The organism is Rheinheimera tangshanensis, assembly GCF_014645135.1.
Classification (GTDB): Bacteria; Pseudomonadota; Gammaproteobacteria; order Enterobacterales; family Alteromonadaceae; genus Pararheinheimera; species Pararheinheimera tangshanensis.
The window spans coordinates 354,139-371,277 of record NZ_BMLH01000002.1 but is presented as its reverse complement, the minus strand read 5'-3'; the positions used below and the strand labels follow the sequence as shown (position 1 = coordinate 371,277).

16 protein-coding genes and 1 tRNA gene are annotated in these 17,139 nt (G+C 46.5%); 10 read left to right on the top strand and 7 right to left on the bottom strand.

Going from position 1 to position 17,139, the window contains the following annotated elements; translation table 11 throughout:
• Window positions 1-107: 107 nt before the first annotated feature.
• From IEW88_RS06250 to IEW88_RS06240, 3 genes are all read right to left on the bottom strand, one after another.
• Complete coding sequence (locus IEW88_RS06250) at window positions 108-1,337, bottom strand: adenosine deaminase family protein (RefSeq protein ID WP_147903497.1); 1,230 nt, start codon at window positions 1,335-1,337, stop codon at window positions 108-110.
• 102 nt (window positions 1,338-1,439) lie between these two features.
• A tRNA-Leu gene (locus IEW88_RS06245) sits at window positions 1,440-1,526 on the bottom strand.
• Between the two features lie 226 nt (window positions 1,527-1,752).
• The gene (locus IEW88_RS06240; protein WP_147903496.1) at window positions 1,753-2,172 is read right to left on the bottom strand and encodes a hypothetical protein; all 420 of its coding nucleotides are present in this window, start codon (window positions 2,170-2,172) and stop codon (window positions 1,753-1,755) included.
• A gap of 508 nt (window positions 2,173-2,680) precedes the next feature.
• Here IEW88_RS06240 and leuA point away from each other — a divergent pair.
• The 5 genes from leuA (at window position 2,681) to IEW88_RS06215 (ending at window position 7,944) form a co-directional block, all read left to right on the top strand.
• Window positions 2,681-4,252, top strand: coding sequence for a 2-isopropylmalate synthase (gene leuA / locus IEW88_RS06235; RefSeq protein ID WP_053424035.1), 1,572 nt, complete (start codon window positions 2,681-2,683; stop codon window positions 4,250-4,252).
• Between the two features lie 2 nt (window positions 4,253-4,254).
• Window positions 4,255-5,337, top strand: coding sequence for a 3-isopropylmalate dehydrogenase (gene leuB / locus IEW88_RS06230; RefSeq protein ID WP_147903495.1), 1,083 nt, complete (start codon window positions 4,255-4,257; stop codon window positions 5,335-5,337).
• Window positions 5,337-6,758, top strand: a complete 1,422-nt coding sequence (gene leuC / locus IEW88_RS06225; protein WP_221411381.1) for a 3-isopropylmalate dehydratase large subunit — start codon at window positions 5,337-5,339, stop codon at window positions 6,756-6,758. Before leuB ends, leuC begins: the two co-directional genes overlap by 1 nt.
• A complete protein-coding gene (gene leuD / locus IEW88_RS06220; protein WP_147903493.1) occupies window positions 6,758-7,360 on the top strand; it encodes a 3-isopropylmalate dehydratase small subunit in 603 nt (200 codons plus the stop codon). Before leuC ends, leuD begins: the two co-directional genes overlap by 1 nt.
• A gap of 212 nt (window positions 7,361-7,572) precedes the next feature.
• Entirely contained in the window at window positions 7,573-7,944 is a 372-nt protein-coding gene (locus tag IEW88_RS06215) for a DUF3718 domain-containing protein (protein WP_053424032.1), read from the top strand.
• Between the two features lie 77 nt (window positions 7,945-8,021).
• On the opposite strand, the gene IEW88_RS06210 is transcribed toward IEW88_RS06215, so the two are convergent.
• Entirely contained in the window at window positions 8,022-9,005 is a 984-nt protein-coding gene (locus tag IEW88_RS06210) for an aq_1923 C-terminal domain (protein WP_147903492.1), read from the bottom strand.
• Window positions 9,006-9,136: 131 nt separating this feature from the next.
• Between IEW88_RS06210 and IEW88_RS06205 the strand changes: the two genes are divergently transcribed.
• From IEW88_RS06205 to IEW88_RS06190, 4 genes are all read left to right on the top strand, one after another.
• A complete protein-coding gene (locus IEW88_RS06205; RefSeq protein ID WP_053424030.1) occupies window positions 9,137-9,763 on the top strand; it encodes a trimeric intracellular cation channel family protein in 627 nt (208 codons plus the stop codon).
• A gap of 133 nt (window positions 9,764-9,896) precedes the next feature.
• Window positions 9,897-10,349: a MarR family winged helix-turn-helix transcriptional regulator gene (locus IEW88_RS06200; RefSeq protein WP_147903491.1), complete on the top strand. Its 453-nt coding sequence runs from the start codon at window positions 9,897-9,899 to the stop codon at window positions 10,347-10,349.
• Window positions 10,346-11,410, top strand: coding sequence for an HlyD family secretion protein (locus IEW88_RS06195; RefSeq protein ID WP_147903490.1), 1,065 nt, complete (start codon window positions 10,346-10,348; stop codon window positions 11,408-11,410). The genes IEW88_RS06200 and IEW88_RS06195 overlap by 4 nt, the downstream gene beginning before the upstream one ends.
• 32 nt (window positions 11,411-11,442) lie before the next feature.
• A complete protein-coding gene (locus IEW88_RS06190) occupies window positions 11,443-12,444 on the top strand; it encodes a DUF2955 domain-containing protein (protein WP_147903489.1) in 1,002 nt (333 codons plus the stop codon).
• Between the two features lie 35 nt (window positions 12,445-12,479).
• On the opposite strand, the gene IEW88_RS06185 is transcribed toward IEW88_RS06190, so the two are convergent.
• Both IEW88_RS06185 and IEW88_RS06180 read right to left on the bottom strand, forming a co-directional pair.
• The gene (locus IEW88_RS06185; protein WP_147903488.1) at window positions 12,480-13,241 is read right to left on the bottom strand and encodes a TerC family protein; all 762 of its coding nucleotides are present in this window, start codon (window positions 13,239-13,241) and stop codon (window positions 12,480-12,482) included.
• 45 nt (window positions 13,242-13,286) lie between these two features.
• Window positions 13,287-14,078 (bottom strand): transporter substrate-binding domain-containing protein, encoded by a 792-nt coding sequence (locus IEW88_RS06180; protein WP_147903487.1) that lies wholly within the window; start codon window positions 14,076-14,078, stop codon window positions 13,287-13,289.
• Between the two features lie 308 nt (window positions 14,079-14,386).
• Here IEW88_RS06180 and IEW88_RS06175 point away from each other — a divergent pair, with 308 nt between their 5' ends.
• On the top strand, window positions 14,387-15,886 hold the full coding sequence (locus tag IEW88_RS06175; protein ID WP_147903486.1) for a YifB family Mg chelatase-like AAA ATPase: 1,500 nt from the start codon (window positions 14,387-14,389) through the stop codon (window positions 15,884-15,886).
• Here the strand turns inward: IEW88_RS06175 and IEW88_RS06170 are convergent.
• The gene (locus IEW88_RS06170; RefSeq protein ID WP_147903485.1) at window positions 15,883-17,067 is read right to left on the bottom strand and encodes a Bcr/CflA family efflux MFS transporter; all 1,185 of its coding nucleotides are present in this window, start codon (window positions 17,065-17,067) and stop codon (window positions 15,883-15,885) included. The two genes, IEW88_RS06175 and IEW88_RS06170, sit on opposite strands and share 4 nt — an antisense overlap.
• Window positions 17,068-17,139 lie beyond the last annotated feature (72 nt).

The window sequence follows — 17,139 nt, the reverse complement described above, 5'->3', positions numbered from 1 at the left end:
ACTTTTAATTCAACAACTTAAAATATAGAGAAATGAAGGCGTCTGAAGCTAAGGAAGGGACTGTGGGTTCGGAGCTGATTGTGAACAGCTCCGAACCCATTTTAAGCTTAATTAATAAAGCCGTATTTTTGCGCTACTTTATCGAAGTACTCTAAACATTGTTTAGCGTACTGACGCTTCTCTACATAGCTGCCCGGAAAAAAGCTTTTCTTAAAGCCGTAGGCCACCATATCTTTTAAGCGTTTGAGCGGAATATCAAAGTTATCCAAAGCCAGTTTGTATTCGCGGCTAACTGTAGTGTTAGACACCAGCCTATTGTCAGTGCAAATCACAGTGACAATACGATGGTCCAGCATATCGCCGAGTTTATGCGCTTTGATGTCGCTGATACCCGGATTGGTTTGTAGGTTGCTGGTTAAACAGACTTCAATGGCAATGCGTTTATCAGCGATGTAAGACGCCAGTTCACGAATGTACTTCTGTTTATCTTTGATAGACGGATCCTGGATCATCTCCGGCACAAACAAGGAATAACCATGACCTATGCGGTCGGCGTAACATTCGGTAATGGCCTCAAACACACTTTCAGCGCCGTAAGCTTCACCAGCATGTAAGGTTTTTAGTAAAAAGTGCTGATGCGCAAACTCATAAACTTCTTTAAATTTGCTGGCCGGATAGCCTGACTCCTGCCCAGCTAAGTCCAAAGCTACTATAGGAATACCAGCTTCGTCCCGCAGCCTGACACTGGCCCGCACTAATTCCATGGCGGCGAGTTTAATAACCTCAATAGGACTAAAATCCCGCATCAGCTGGAATAAATTGGTGTAATAAGGTGAAAAGCCTTTGTCGCCAAACATCCGCATGGCGCAGTTGATAATGCCATAGGCAAAAGGCGGCTTGTCACCATTCAGAATAGCAGCCTGGCTATTGTATTCCTGCTGCGCACGTTTCAATCCATTGTTGACCGCATGCATCACCCGGTCAAAATCTATGCCGGATGGCAAATCAATTAACAGCTGAGGAGCAAAACGCACTTCAATATAATTGACACCTTCAAGCTGGTTGTCGATGGCAAGCTCATACGCAGCGCGCTCCAGATTATCCATATCACGCAGCACCGCGCAGGTGTATTGGAAACAATGTAGGTATTCGCCAAGATTTTGGTAACTGTCTTTAAATACCAGCTGTTTTAAACCTTCCACTGTCTGGCTTGGCAGTTTCACACTGGCTTTAGCTGCCATCTCAATCAGGCTGTCTAAACGTAAGCTGCCATCTAAATGCAAATGCAGATCGGATTTTGGCATTTCTTTAATGAAATCAAGAGAGTAAAAATGCATAACGGAATAAACCTGCAAAATAAGCAAAGTGTTTTAGTTATAGCAGTTTAGTGGCAGAACAGAAATTGAAAAGGAAATGTATCAGGACTAACAGAAGAGAAATGGTGCCCGGGGCCGGACTTGAACCGGCACGCCCTTTCGAGCGAGGGATTTTAAATCCCTTGTGTCTACCGATTTCACCACCCGGGCATGAGCAGAGCTTGTTTGACAACACTGGCAGAACGGGGCGCATTTTATGCTGAATAACTGGCGTTCGTCATGTGTTTTTCATAAAAAAACTGAAAAAACGCATCAACCGCCTAATTTTTCAACAAAAACAACTCTATTTAGCTGCCTTTGCTGCAAAAAACATCAGGTGGACACGCCAATCCCTAACAGAGAAGACAGCATGCCACCAAAAATAGCGGGGCCGGAGCTAACGACTCCAGCATTTGGTGTAAACATAATAAGCAACCAGCCCAAGGCAACAGCAGACAAAATAAGCAAGAAAGTGAACAGGAATCAGGCTTATCCAGGCAATATCAGACTGCCCATCCATTTGAGAAGAGTAATTCGAGTCCCAATACAGTCTTAAATAAACTAACGCGAAACCAAAAGACACTGCGCAGCTGATGTAGTCCAAAAAGTAAGTTTGGATTACTTTTATAAATCCTTCATAACACACCAACACAGACAATAAAAACGGCACAGCCCCTAACAGGAACCAGGGAGAATGTTTTAATGTGTAGGTGATGCATATAACTAAAAAAATCATCAACGCCAGTAGTGCCACGCCAAACAGCAACTTTCTAACACTGAAGTTTTTAAGCAAAGTTACAAAACCTATAGCTGCCACTGTATTCTCCCATCTGTTTGGTTTAAATTTTCATCTCTCAGCCTGGATTTCAAGCGCTTAGGAAAATAAGGCGTTCTTAAAATAACAAACACCCTACTCCATTCATAGGTAATACTACTGCTGGCACGCAGAAATCGAGCAGGAGAGAAGCTGTTCGGTGGATGATGAGCTTAACCCAGCTAAACCTTTGGCCTCAGCGACACTATCAAACACCAGCAAAAATACTTAGATATTTAGCCGTCTATACTGTTGCAATGGTCAATTTGCCGTGATATTACTAATAACAGTTGTATAAATTAAACTCAATGAAGACTTAAACAACAATGAATTTAAACCAGCGTTTCGCTAACCTGCTCACTCTCCTCGTGCTCCTCAACAGGCCACGGGGCTTTGTGCATTGGTAAAACGACTGTACCAGTAAACCAAAAACCCCGTGCCACAGGCCGGGGTTTTTTGTTTTAACCAAGGCCACCAGAACGGGTTTTAATCAATCAATGAGGAAAATGTGATGAGTGGTCAGGACAAAGTCTGGATTTTTGACACCACCTTAAGAGACGGCGAACAGGCCTTGCGTGCCAGTTTGAGCCATAAGCAAAAAATTCAGCTGGCTCATGCTATTGCCCGCTTAAATGTCGATGTAATGGAAGTGGGTTTTCCTGTGTCATCACCTGGCGACTTTGAGTCTGTGCAAAGCATAGCTACTCAAGTCAAAGGCCCTATTATTTGTGGTTTAGCCCGGGCTGTCAGTGCGGACATTGAAGCCTGTGGTCAGGCCTTGGCCAATGCCGAACGTCGCCGTATTCATACTTTTATCGCCACCTCGCCTTTGCATTTGCAGTACAAGTTACGCCGCACTTTAGAACAAGCCACTGAACAGGCGGTTGCCGCTATTCAACTGGCGCGCCGTTACACTGACGATGTTGAGTTCTCCTGTGAAGATGCAGGCCGTACTCCTATTGATGACTTATGCCGTATTGTCGAAGCCGCTATTAAAGCTGGTGCCCGCACTATTAATATTCCGGACACTGTGGGCTACACCATTCCGAATGAATTTGCCCGCATCATTACCGACCTGCGTAATAAAGTGCCGAATATTGATCAGGCCATTTTAAGTGTGCACTGCCATAACGATTTAGGTTTGGCTGTGGCCAATAGCATCACCGCTGTTCAGGCCGGGGCCCGTCAGATTGAATGTACAGTTAACGGCATAGGTGAGCGCGCCGGTAACTGTTCATTAGAAGAAGTGGCGATGATTATTAAAACCCGCCCGGACATTCTGCCGTTTTACACTGATATTAAAAGCACTGAGATTTACCGCAGCAGCCACTTGGTCAGCCAAATTTGCCATATGCCGATTCAACCGAATAAGGCCATTGTCGGCGAAAACGCTTTTGCGCACTCCTCAGGTATTCACCAGGATGGCGTATTAAAGGCGCAAAACACTTACGAAATTATGTCGCCTGAGCAAGTCGGTATTCGTCAGAACGAATTAAACCTGACCTCCCGCTCTGGTCGCGCTGTGATCCAGCATCGCTTAAGCGAAATGGGTTACACCCAGGATGATTACAACTTAGACGAAATTTACAAAGCTTTTGTCACTTTAGCTGACCAAAAAGGCCGGGTCTTTGATTACGACTTAGAAGCGCTGGTGTTTTTTCAAAACTTACAAGACACCAACGAGCCTTACAAACTGGAGTTTTTAAGCTCGTCCACTCACACAGGACATGTCGCCAGCGCTACTGTCGGCATCAGCATTAATGGTGAAACCCACACCGAAGCAGCCACAGGCAATGGTCCGGTGGAAGCCTCATTCCAGGCTATTCAGCGGATTGTTGGCACTGACGTCAAGATGGTCGACTTTAACTTACAAGCCAAAGGCAGCGGTGAAGATGCGTTGGGCCAGGTGGATATCATTGCCGAACATCAGGGCCGCCGTTACCACGGCGCAGGCTTAGCCACGGACATAGTGCGCTCTTCAGTCTTGGCTTATGTGCACGTATTAAATTTAATTGAACGCAGCAAACAGGTCGACGCCGCCAAGCAGGCCCGCCGTTTATCTGAATCACAGACAGAGAAGTAACAATGAAAAACTATAAAATTGCCGTGTTGGCAGGAGATGGTATTGGCCCTGAAGTCATGGTTCAGGCGTTAAAAGTACTGGCTGTGGTGTCAGATCAATTTGGCTTCAGTATTCAACACACTGAAGCCTTAATTGGTGGCGCTGCTATTGATGCCACTGGCGCAGCTTTACCGGAAGCGACTTTGACTTTGTGTAAAAACAGTGATGCCATATTATTTGGCTCAGTGGGTGGCCCTAAGTGGACCAGCCTGCCACCGGCTCAGCAGCCAGAACGTGCTTCGTTATTGCCACTTCGTAAAACCTTTGATTTGTTTTGCAACTTACGACCAGGTCAGATTTACCCGGCTTTTGCCGAGTTATCGCCTTTGCACCCAAAAATCAGCAGTCAGGGCATGGATATTTTATGTGTGCGTGAACTGACAGGTGGTATTTATTTTGGTGAAAAAGGCCGCACTGAAGACGCCGCTTTTGATACGCAAAAATACAGTGTCAGCGAAATTGAGCGCATCAGCCGGGTGGCTTTTGAAGCTGCGACTAAACGCCGCAATAAAGTCACCAGCATCGACAAAGCCAATGTGTTGGCGACCAGTGTGTTATGGCGGGAAGTGGTAGAGCGTGTCGCCAAAGACTACCCACAAGTGCAGCTGGAACATATGTATATCGACAATGCCGCTATGCAGCTAATCCGGGCGCCGCAGCATTTTGATGTGTTGTTATGCGACAACCTGTTTGGCGATATTTTGTCGGATGAAATTGCCGCCATTGCCGGTTCTTTAGGTTTATTGCCTTCAGCCAGCTTAAACGGCTCTAACTTCGGTTTGTACGAACCCGCTGGTGGCACTGCGCCGGATATCGCTGGCAAAGGTATTGCCAACCCTATAGCCCAGATTTTAAGTGCAGCTTTAATGTTGCGTTACAGCTTTGGCGAAGAAGCAGCTGCCCGGGCTATTGAGCAGGCCGTAGCCAGTACTTTAGAGCAAGGCATAGTAACGCGGGATATTAATTCAGCTTCAAACTATGGTACTGCAGATGTAGGCGCTGCAGTGATTGCAGCCTTAAACGCTATTGATACAAAGAGAGCTTAATCATGGCTAAAACCTTATATCAGAAAATTTATCAAAGCCATGTAGTGGCCGCTGTGAATGGCAGCACCGACTTGTTGTTTGTCGACCGCCATTTAATCCATGAAGTCACCAGCCCTCAGGCTTTTGCCGGTTTACGTCAAGCCGGTCGTACTGTGCGCCGTCCTGATTTAACTTATGCCACTATGGATCATAACGTCTCGACTCAGCTGCGCAGCATAGACGCTGCGGGCGAAACTTCACGTAAACAGTTGGAAGCACTGGCCGCCAACTGCAAAGAATTTAATGTGCCTTTGCTGGATTTATTACACCCGGATCAGGGCATAGTGCATGTGATAGGGCCTGAACTGGGGTTAACTCAGCCGGGCATGATCATCGTCTGTGGTGATTCCCATACTTCTACTCATGGTGCTTTTGGTGCTATCGCCTTTGGTATTGGCACCTCTGAGGTTGAGCATGTGCTGGCCACTCAAACCTTGCAGCAGCAAGTGGCAAAAACCTTAAAGGTAGAAGTGACCGGCTCTTTGTCGCCTTTTGTAACGCCTAAAGATGTGATTATGGCGGTGATAGGCCAGTTAGGTACGGCCGGTGGTAATGGCTATGTGGCTGAATTCTGCGGCTCAGCTATTCGTGGCATGAGCATGGAAGGCCGCATGACGTTGTGTAATATGAGCATTGAAATGGGTGCGAAGGCCGGTTTAATAGCACCGGATGAAGTGACTTTTGCTTATCTGAAAGGCAAACCTCATGCGCCACAAGCAGAGCACTGGGATGCAGCAGTACAGTACTGGCAAAGCTTGTACTCAGATGCAGATGCAGTCTTTGATAAAACAGTGACTATTGCCGCAGAAAACATCAGACCACAAGTGACCTGGGGCACCAACCCTGAGCAGGTTATAGCTGTGGATCAGCCTATTCCTGCCCCAGAGTCCTTCAGTGATTTAATTAAAGCTGACGCAGCGCGCCGTGCTTTAACTTATATGGGCATTGAAGCAGGCCAAAAGTTAACTGACCTGAAAGTCGATGTGGTCTTTATTGGCTCCTGTACCAATAGCCGGATTGAAGATTTACGTCAGGCTGCTGCTGTGGTGCAAGGCAAACAGGTGGCTTCCGGTGTGCGTGCTTTGATAGTACCAGGCTCAGGTCAGGTCAAACGTCAGGCCGAAGCTGAGGGGTTAGCCGATATTTTTAAAGCATCAGGTTTTGAATGGCGTGAACCTGGCTGCTCTATGTGTTTAGGTATGAACGACGATCGTGTTGAAGCAGGTCAGCGCTGTGCTTCCACTTCAAACCGTAACTTTGAAGGCCGCCAGGGCCGTGGCAGCCGTACGCATTTAGTCAGCCCTGCTATGGCCGCAGCCGCTGCTATTGCAGGTCGTTTTGTTGATATTTCATCTGTAGAGCGCACAGCAGGAGCGAACTAATGAGCCAGATTTTTGCACAAGGGCTGGTTTGCCCTTTAGATAAAAACAATGTCGATACCGACCAAATCATTCCAAAACAGTTTTTGACGTCAGTCAGTCGCGACGGTTTTGCAGAGGCCTTGTTTTATGACTGGCGTTATCTGGCGAATGAACAACCCAACCCGGATTTTGTATTAAACGCCCCTCACTACAAAGGTGCTTCGATTCTGTTGACCCGGGCTAACTTTGGCTGTGGTTCCAGCCGTGAACATGCGCCCTGGGCTATCCAGCAGTATGGTTTTAATGTGATCATTGCCGAAAGTTTTGCTGATATTTTCTTTAATAACAGTATTAACAACGGCATGTTATTGATTAGCCTGAGTGCATCCAATATCGAGTTTTTATTCAGTCGCTGCCAGCAAGGCACACAGGAATGGAAAATTGATTTAGCGGGCCAGCAAATTATTCTGGGCAATAACGCCGCTGTGGGCTTTCAGATAGACCCTGATATCAAGCAGCGTTTATTAAGCGGCCTGGATTTTATCGGTGCCAGCGAACAGTTCGCTCCACAAATCAGTAGTTATGAACAACAGCGAGCTTCGTTACAACCCTGGTTAGGTTAAAAGCCAGCCTCATCTGTCGGGAGAGGATACACCTCTCCCCAATAATTAGACAACAGCCCTCATCTAGCCGTCCAGCCGTAAACCCCTGATTTTATTCAATTACTTGCTTATCTAAAAATGCAGGTAATACTTGGCAAAGTAGTACCCAACAGTATATAGTTTCATTATTATCAATTTTACCAATTCACCTATAACCTCTAAGGGGTATTTTTATGAAAAAGCTCGTTACATTAGCAGTAGTAGCCAGTGCTTATTTCGCAGCAGCACCGTTAGCAATAGCACAGGATCAATGGGCCACCTCTTTGTGTGAATACACCAAAGCAGACGATAAAAACCGCGTCCGTAAAGTGTTGTCAGATAACAAAGTCAACGTTCGTAAGGTTTATGACGCAATACAATGCAATGGTGAGTCATTAATTAAATTTGCGATGCGCAGCGATGCTTATGAAACTGGCGCGTTTTTTGTAAAACAGATGCCAGCCAAAGCTTTAGTTGCAGAAGATCTGGAAGCATGGGCTGCAGCCAATGGCTTTGGCGCTTCTCCACTGATTAACGATATCAAAGCCCGTATCGGTCAGGATTAATACTTTTGCTAAAAACGGCCCGACAAGGGCCGTTTTTCTAACCAGAACTGCTTATGCCGAGTTCAGCTGATGTACCGTTATTTTAACAAGCTCCCGGAAACAGCATTGCCTTCAATAGTAATACCTGCGAACTCGATAAAATCTTCCGCAGTCTCAATTCCTGTCATAGCAGAGCCGTCCTGCATTTGAGAAAAGGTCGGAGGTTGTTGAAACTGGAAACTGAGCTTTAACCGCTCAGGCTGTTTTAAAAAATTCAGCACTGGCTCACTGATAACCGCAGGTATTTGCGGATTATGCATAATAGCTGAACTAAGTTGTTGTTGGGTGCTGGCATAATCTGTGGTGATTTGTGCTGCCGCCAGTTGATCAAACAGCTGTTGTAAAAACGCTTTGTTCTCCACAACAAAGGAACCACTTGCTACGCCTATGGCTCCTACTTTCTTCATTAAATCAGGTAGATAATTAGGTTGCTCAGACTGTCGCTGCTGCTGTTCTGGTGTCAGTCCATGTATATTTTCAGCAAACTGCCATAACTCCGTTACGCCGGTGAGTGCGAAACGATAATTCACACTAAAATGATGATCCACTCTTAATTCCTGCTGAAAAGTCAGGTCACCTGTTTTTGCTTTGTATTTGTACTGATAACTCATTTCCATCACTAAAGTGGCCAGATAGTCAGCCAGCTCTTTGGGTAAGGAAGCCAGAGCCTGAGGAGCGAGCTTTAAATCTTTTAAACGGGCGGCACCATCTACGGGTAAACCATCACGCTGTAAGCCAATCAGCTCAACCTGACCCACAGTGATAAAATCTCCCACTCCTGCAATTCCAATCGTCAAATCCTGGATCTTGTAACTTGAGGTAATGACGTTGGCAGACAACTGGCTGTAACTCATATGAATAGGTGGCATATCGCCCTGTTCAGCTAATTGCAAATACTGCTGATTACTGCGCTCGATATGGCCAGCCATTAGCTGTTCTGCATGATGATTGGCATAGAAAAAACCCGCCACAGCACTGGCTGACAACACCAACACAACTCCAAGCCACACTTTTTTAACCATATTGCCTCTTCCTTCAACCAAACTAACGGCGTCATACTAGCATGAGCAGCAAATAAAACACCTGCTTCAACCTGTGATTCAGTGTAAAAGCCTGTTAATTTAATGCCATTCATTTCAGCTTTTGGTGTGGTATGGAGCTCTATTTCCACTGGTTTGATTTATTAGGCATTGCCGTGTTTGCAATTTCCGGTACTTTGGCAGCCTGGCGCAAACAAATGGATGGTTTTGGTGTGATAGTGCTGGCGACAGTCACAGCCATTGGGGGTGGTACTTTACGTGACCTGATCCTGGACTCTCCGGTGATCTGGTTAAGCAACAACAGTTACTTCTTAGCCATATTTGTGGCTGCAGGATTGACCATTCTGGCCGTCCGTAACAGATTGCTGATCCCAAACAATACCTTACAAATTGCTGACGCTATTGGTCTGGCGTTTTTTGTCATCATGGGTACACAAAAAGCGCTGGACCACGGCACCTCGGGTTTTGTTGCCATCATGATGGGCACGATGAGCGGAGTCTGTGGAGGCATGATCCGTGATGTGTTATGCCGTGAAATTCCTATGGTGTTTCGTGGCGAACTCTACGCTATTACCTGTATTTTTGGTGGTTTGGTTTATGTGCAGTTGCTCGGCTTTGGCATAGCGCAAATGCCCGCGATGCTCATAGGGATGACAGCTTTATTAACCTTACGCTTAGCCGCCATTCGCTGGCATTTGACCATTCCTGTATTTGGTAAAAAGGCCGACGACCTGCGCTAACTTCCTGCCCAGCAGCAAGGTCACCTGTACTTTTTTATTTACACAGAAAATGAGGCTATTGCTGCTTCAGCTTGAAATTGATTAGGAAGCTAACTAAAATACCGTTAGCTTCCTAATTATTAACGAGCAAATTATGAGTTTCCAAAGTCTAGGTCTGCAAGTTCACCAGCTATCCCGCCAATGGCGCTGTTTGCTGGATAAACAATTAGCTTGTCAGGGGCTGACGCAAAGCTCTGGCATAGCACTGGTGTACATCGCTGAAAATCAGGGCTTTAGTCAAACTGAACTAGCCCGTCTATTGGCTGTAGAAACCCCTTCTTTAGTGCCGGTTCTAGACCAGCTGGAAAAACAAGGTCTGATAGAGCGTCGTCCTTCAGAGCAGGATAGACGTCAGAAGGTGTTGTATTTATTACCGGCGGCTACAGATTTAGTTGCCGCTATCAATGAACAACGCAGTGCACTGCAACAGCAATTATTGGCCAAACTGACCCCGCAACAGCAGCAGGATTTACCACTCTTACTGAGTTTGGTATTGCAACAAGCCGCAGTACTTTTGCAGGATCAAAAAGCCGGAGATTTAGCATGAGCGCCGAGCAACTGTTTAATCGCTGGATCAAATGGACCTTATTACTGTTCGGACTGGTGTTTGGTTACTACCTGGCTGCAGATTTGTACATGCCTGTCACTACAGACAGTCTGGTGCAACGTTACGTGGTACAGGTTGCGCCACAGGTGTCTGGTCGTGTGGTCTCTGTTGCAGTGCAAAATAATCAACAGGTGAAAAAAGGCGATTTATTGTTTGAACTGGATCCAACGGACTACCAACTCAAGCTGGAGCAGGCTCAGTTACAACTGGAGCAAAGTCAGCAAAACAATCGTCAGTTAAGCGCGGCTTTGCAAAGTGCAACGGCACGTGTTGATCAGGCACGTTTTGCCCTGCAAGACGTACAAAGGGAAGATCAGCGTTATCAGCAACTCTACAGTCAAAAACTAATTCCACGCCAGCAACTGGAGCAAAGTCAAACTGCGGTACTCAAAGCCAAAGCAGAGCTACAGGCCAGTACAGCAGATTTAGCGGAACGTGAAGCTGAACTTGGAATACCATCTGAGGAATTAGTACAAATTAAACAAGCCCGGAATCAGCTGGCCTTAGCACAACTGGAACTGGACAGAACAAAAGTCTATGCCGATGTCGATGGCATAGTGACAGACTTACAACTGGAGGTCGGTACTAATCTGGCGAGTCATCAGGCCACAGTCGCTTTGGTGTCCACTCAGCAAAGTTGGGTCAGCGCTTTGTTTCGGGAGAAAAGTCTGTTGCATGTGCACCGGGGCACTGAGGCACTTATCACTTTTGACGCTTTACCTGGTGAAGTATTTACAGCTTCAGTGCGCGATATTGATGCTGGTGTCGCCAATGGCCAAAGCACACCGGATGGACGCTTAGCCACAGCTGACAGCAGCAGCCGCTGGGTTCGTGATGCCCAGCGTTTAAAAGTGAATCTGGCGATGCAACAGCAAATGCCGCCAGCTTTAGTGGTAGGTTCCCGCGCCACAGTGCAACTGGTGCCGCAAGACAACAGCGTGCTGGCCGCTTTGGCGAAAAGCCAAATCCAGCTGATTAGCCTGCTGCATTATGTCTACTGAGATGGTGTTGATGACAGAGCACAGGGCCTACTATGTTTGCTTCCACTCCTTTTAATAAAGTACTGCGGCTGGCCTTTGGTGCCAGTCTGGGTTTACTGCTGGCTAAACTGACCAACTCCGATCAATGGGGCGTGTTTTTCACCATCAGTCCTGTGCTGCTGTTAGGCTTAATCCCAAGACTGACCCCTTTTGTGGTACTGCAATACCTGACGGCGAACCTGCTGGCTGGCGCTATGGTATTGCTGTACAGCTGGCTCGGCGCTTTAAGCCTGGTCATGACACTGCTGGTGTTTGTGTATTTTCTCTGGTTATTCCGCCTGATGGCCAAGGGAGCTCTTTTTGTTTTTGCCGCTATTGCCATTATTAACGGTAGTATCTTTTTGCATTTTGCCAGCTACCCCAGCATGGATCCTGGCCAAATGCTTGGCAATGCTTTATTGGCCGTATTATTGGCTTTGCTCATTGCCAGTAGCATGATTTGGTTATTTCCAGTATCAGAACAGCCAATGCAACTGCCCCCGGCGAAAACAGCTTTTGAGCAGCAGCAACAAAGTCTGGTGGCTGCATCTTTGGCCACATTATCTTTTGTGACCTTTCAACTGCTGGACTTACAGGATTCACTGTCCGCTCAGGCCAGCAGCATCCTGATCCTGCTGCCGATGAGTTTCACTGGAATAGTACAAGCGGGCATCAAAAGAGCTTCTGGAGTCTTGCTGGGATCGGCTTATGCCATAGTCGCTCAGTTGGTGTTGTACGACAACTATCAGCACTTGCCGTTAACCATGCTGGCGTTCTTTTTTGGCATGTTGATTTTTGCCAGAGCGCAGCAACTGGAAGGGCCTGGCTCGGGTGTGGCTTTTGGCGGCATGACTACTATGGCCATTATTTTTGGTCAGTATTTAAAGCCGGATCAGGATCTGATGTACAGCGCTTTGTACCGGATAAGCTCAGTTGGTGTTGCTGTAGTTTTCACTCTGCTGCTCGCTACAGTCTTGTATCTGCAGCTGGAAAGAAAAAGCCCCGTCAGTTGTTAACTCACAGGGCTTTTTTTTCACGTCAGGGGCCGAGTTTATTCAGCTTTCTCTTCTGTCATGGCTTTATGCAGTTTCACTGCATTGCGGCCTTTACGCATACGGATATTGACCATCTCCACAGCAACAGAGAACGCCATAGCAAAATAGATATAACCTTTTGGTACATGCACATCAAAACCTTCGATCATTAAAGTTACACCGACCAAAATCAGGAAAGATAACGCCAGTACTTTAATAGAAGGGTGGGCATCAACAAAATCACCAATAGACTTAGCAGCAAACATCATCACTAAAACAGCTGCGATGATAGCAATAGCCATAATTTCAATTTGATTGACCAGACCAACAGCAGTGATCACTGAATCTAAAGAGAAAACGATATCTAAGATCGCGATTTGGATCAGCACCATAAAGAGGTTATTCGCGACCACTTTAGGACCTGCGTTTTCTTCTTCATCAGGGCCTTCAAGGCTATGGTGAATTTCCTGAGTCGACTTCGCCAGCAGGAACAAACCGCCACCTATTAAGATCACATCCCGACCCGAAATGTCATTACCCAATACGGTAAACCAGGTTTCAGTTAACCCCATCACCCAGGAAATCGAGAATAACAGTGCCAGACGGGCAAACATAGCTAAGCCTAACCCCATACGACGGGCAAAAGCACGCTGGTGTTCAGGTAAACGCCCAACCAAAATAGATAAGAAGATAATGTTGTCTATGCCTAAGACAATTTCTAAAGCTGCCAGAGTACCCAACGCAATCCAGGCCTCTGGACTTGCGATCCATTCAAACATATCAAGTTCCCATGATTTTAATTAACTATGGCTAGTGTAGCGACTTTAATGGCGAATTTCAGCAGTAACCTTTTGGTCATCCGGCAATTTTGGCAATTGTCCCTTGTATTCTACTAAAGCATAACGCCGCTTTAACCGCTGGATCTGGTCCTGTTGTTCAATCAGAAACTGATTAAAACGCCGTATTTGTTCCGGATGTTTTTGGCTGGATAAATGAAATGCGAGATTGGTAAAAGGTAAATGCTCAGCCATCACCAAAGCTCCAGATAATTTCATTTGCTGAAGATGATGCAAAGCGACATTGTATTCGACGTTTGCAGCATCAACTCTGCCTCGCATCGCCATACGTAAAGCAGACTCAGCATCAGGTACATCCAGGATTTTAAACTTGTGATGTTGTTTTAACTCCATCCAAAGCGTCGGCGAGAATCCATGGATGTTCGCCAGCACTTTAAACTCATCCATCGTCATACGACGCTTTTCTGGCAAGACCATAGTAGCTCCCAGCGTATAAATCACCGGAGCGCTGTAATACTTAGTGATGTTTGAATCTATATCTAAATGAGGTTGCCATGCTCTGTTGTCCGGATAGACAAAGTCTGTCAGCTCAATTGAGTCTTTGTATAAACGTTTAACCGGCAGAGCCTTAAAGACAAACTCATCGCCGCTCCACTGGCTATAAAGCTGTATTAAATCGAAAAAATAACCTCTGGGCTGAGCCGATTTAAAATCGTAATGCGGGTAATAGTCCAGCTGCTCTATACCAATCACATAAGTTTTAGCCTGCAAGCTCCAACACAGACCACAATTGAACAGCAATATCAATACAAAGCGCATGGGACCCCAATGTGTTTACTGATACCAGATCAATACCAAGCTGTAGTTAGTTACCCTCACCTTATCAGACAAAACAGTTCAGGTTCAATTTATTGCTCTACTGTTAGAGGAATAGCAGGAAATGCGGAAAATGAAAGTACTCCGGCTGTATTTCGTTGTAGAAAAAGAAGAAAATAGTGGCAATAAACATAGACTTAACCGCAAATGGTATGAGGCTTAAAAAACACTTTTGTCAATTCGCTGTGACTACTGGCGAACTGAAGTTTAAAGGTTAAAATTAAGTAAACAAAATCATCTAAGGATAGAGCATGGCACTGGCCTTAGTTCACAGCAGAGCCCGCTGCGGTTTACAGGCACCACTGGTCACAGTGGAGGTTCATCTGAGTCGTGGTCTACCGGGATTTCAGCTGGTAGGCTTGCCAGAAACCTCAGTCAAAGAAGCCAAAGACAGAGTACGCAGCGCTTTGATTAATAGCGGTTTTGAGTTTCCGGATCATAAAATCACCGTCAACCTGGCACCTGCCGATCTTCCCAAAGAAGGCGGTCGTTTTGATTTGGCGATAGCACTGGGCATCTTGCATGCGAGCGGTCAATTGCAAGCAGATTTATCGGGTTATGAGTTTTTTGGCGAATTAGCCTTATCAGGTGAAATTCGCAGTATAGTCGGCGAAATCCCTTTGGCTTTGGCCTGCAAAATGGCCGGACATATCGCTGTATTTCCTTTACAAAATGCGGTACAAGCACAACACATTCCCGATATGCAGCTGTGCGGCGCAGAGCATTTATTACAACTCCATGCATTTTTACTGCAACATCAGGCCTTACCTGCTATACCTGCCATTACGGATATTCAGGCTGAATCCTATCCGGATCTGGCTGAAGTACGTGGTCAGGCTCAAGCGAAAAGAGCACTGGAAATAGCTGCAGCAGGTGAACATAACTTGCTGATGTTTGGCCCAGCAGGCACAGGGAAATCTATGCTGGCTCAACGTTTACCTGGTATTTTACCCGGCCTGAGTGATCAAGAGGCGCTTGAGACCGCAGCGATTTATTCAGTAGCTGCACAACCCCGGACCTTGCAACAATGGCATCAGCGGCCCTTTCGTCAGCCTCATCACACCTGCTCAGCAGTAGCTTTGGTTGGGGGTGGTTCTGTACCTCGTCCCGGAGAAATATCTTTAGCCCACAGCGGCATTCTGTTTCTAGATGAGGTACCCGAATTTCCACGTCTGGTACTCGAATCACTACGCCAACCTTTAGAAAGCGGCAAAGTATTTATCTCCAGAGCAGCGCGACAGGCTGAGTTTCCTGCCTGTTTTCAATTGGTCGTAGCGCTCAACCCAAGCCCGTCAGGGCACCACAAAGATGGCCGCTCCAGTCCAGAGCAAATCCGCCGTTATTTAAGCCGTTTATCTGGTCCTTTTCTCGACCGTATCGAACTCCAGGTCGAAGTTCCACTGTTACCTAAAGGCAGTTTAAGCCAGCATAAACAGGAAGAGTCCAGTGTTCAGGTAAAACAAAGAGTGCAGTCGGCACGAGCTATTCAGTGGCAACGGCAAGGCAAAGCCAATGCACGCTTAAACCTGACTGAACTGGCACAACACTGTTACTTAACACCAGCAGATGCCGATTTTTTTGAACATTGCCTGACCCAGCTCAAACTATCTGCCCGCAGTTATCACAAACTGCTCAAAGTAGCACGTACTCTGGCCGACTTAGCTCAGCGTCCGCAGATAGAGCGCACGGATTTACTCGAAGCCTTAAGTTATCGCGCCTTTGACCGGCTACTCAATCATCTGCAATCTTAAGATGCTTTGGCAGGCCGCGCTTGATGTGCACCTAAAAACTGACTAATAGCGATCGCCAGCACGCCAGACAACATCAATAAGGAAAAAGGCAGAGCTGTTCCGGTATAAATCAGCGCTAACAGAGGACCAGCTAATGCACCACTGCCAAATCTCAGTGTCCCAATCACCGCCGTAGCTGTGCCACTGTGCTCAGGAAAACGCATCAAAATCATCGCGTCTGCATTAGTGGCAATCAAACCCAAGCTTGCCATCAAAGGCGCAATGCTCAGCACAGTAAACACTAAACCTAGTTCAAACCAGTTGGCCAGACAAAGCACAACAGCGCTGCACAGTGCGGATACCAGTCCCATATTCAGCATACGCTGCGGACCAAAGCGGCTGACCAACCTGCTATTACAGAAATTAGCCAGCATCAGCATGCCCACATTGAGTGCAAACAACAGGCTAAAGAGTTGTTCGTTGACTCCGAAGTATTCAATATAAACAAAAGGCACCGCGGTCAGAAAGCAAAAGAAAGAAAAAGAGGCAAACATCGAGGTCGCAATTTGTGGTCGCGCCGCCAGGTGGGCAAACACAAAACGATAACCAGAGAAAAATTCCAGCTGCCGTCCTTTCACAACTGGCACAGGATCAGGTAAAAAACGCCAGGTCAGCAGCAGGATCAATGCCGAATACAAAGCCAGCACTAAAAAGATATCCTGCCAATGCCCAACCCAAAGTACAGCACTGCCGATAGCCGGAGCGATCAGAGGCGCCATCATCATAATCATCGACACATAGGACATACCTTTGGCTGTATTTTCCTGATACAAAGCACGAATAATTCCAGGAATGACTACAGTTGCCGCACTGCCGGCAAAAGCCTGTAACGCGCGTAACGCTAACAACCACTGAGCGTCTTGACAAAAAGCTAATGCAAAACTGGCCAGGCAAAAAAAACACAGCCCACCTAAAGCCAAAGGACGACGACCAATAGCATCAGCCAGCGGGCCAAACAGCAGCATCCCTAAACCGTAAGCTGCCAGATATATGCTCAACGATTGCTGAATAAGACCAATATCTGTACCTAATTCATCAGCCATCACTGGCATAGCAGGTAAATACATATCAATGGCCAGAGGGGTAATAGCGATGATACTGGCAAGCAGCACCAATAAACCCAAAGAAACAGTTTTACTCATAATAGGATCCAGACAGGAAGCAATTAAATGATACCTGATCTGAGTAAAATTTATTGGCAGCACCATCTTAAA

Coding starts and splice junctions, on each gene's coding strand:
- IEW88_RS06250 (WP_147903497.1), bottom strand. CDS start 1,337: ATGCATTTTTACTCTCTTGATTTCATTAAAGAAATGCCAAAATCCGAT.
- leuA (WP_053424035.1), top strand. CDS start 2,681: ATGAGTGGTCAGGACAAAGTCTGGATTTTTGACACCACCTTAAGAGAC.
- leuB (WP_147903495.1), top strand. CDS start 4,255: ATGAAAAACTATAAAATTGCCGTGTTGGCAGGAGATGGTATTGGCCCT.
- leuD (WP_147903493.1), top strand. CDS start 6,758: ATGAGCCAGATTTTTGCACAAGGGCTGGTTTGCCCTTTAGATAAAAAC.
- IEW88_RS06215 (WP_053424032.1), top strand. CDS start 7,573: ATGAAAAAGCTCGTTACATTAGCAGTAGTAGCCAGTGCTTATTTCGCA.
- IEW88_RS06210 (WP_147903492.1), bottom strand. CDS start 9,005: ATGGTTAAAAAAGTGTGGCTTGGAGTTGTGTTGGTGTTGTCAGCCAGT.
- IEW88_RS06205 (WP_053424030.1), top strand. CDS start 9,137: ATGGAGCTCTATTTCCACTGGTTTGATTTATTAGGCATTGCCGTGTTT.
- IEW88_RS06200 (WP_147903491.1), top strand. CDS start 9,897: ATGAGTTTCCAAAGTCTAGGTCTGCAAGTTCACCAGCTATCCCGCCAA.
- IEW88_RS06195 (WP_147903490.1), top strand. CDS start 10,346: ATGAGCGCCGAGCAACTGTTTAATCGCTGGATCAAATGGACCTTATTA.
- IEW88_RS06190 (WP_147903489.1), top strand. CDS start 11,443: ATGTTTGCTTCCACTCCTTTTAATAAAGTACTGCGGCTGGCCTTTGGT.
- IEW88_RS06185 (WP_147903488.1), bottom strand. CDS start 13,241: ATGTTTGAATGGATCGCAAGTCCAGAGGCCTGGATTGCGTTGGGTACT.
- IEW88_RS06180 (WP_147903487.1), bottom strand. CDS start 14,078: ATGCGCTTTGTATTGATATTGCTGTTCAATTGTGGTCTGTGTTGGAGC.
- IEW88_RS06175 (WP_147903486.1), top strand. CDS start 14,387: ATGGCACTGGCCTTAGTTCACAGCAGAGCCCGCTGCGGTTTACAGGCA.
- IEW88_RS06170 (WP_147903485.1), bottom strand. CDS start 17,067: ATGAGTAAAACTGTTTCTTTGGGTTTATTGGTGCTGCTTGCCAGTATC.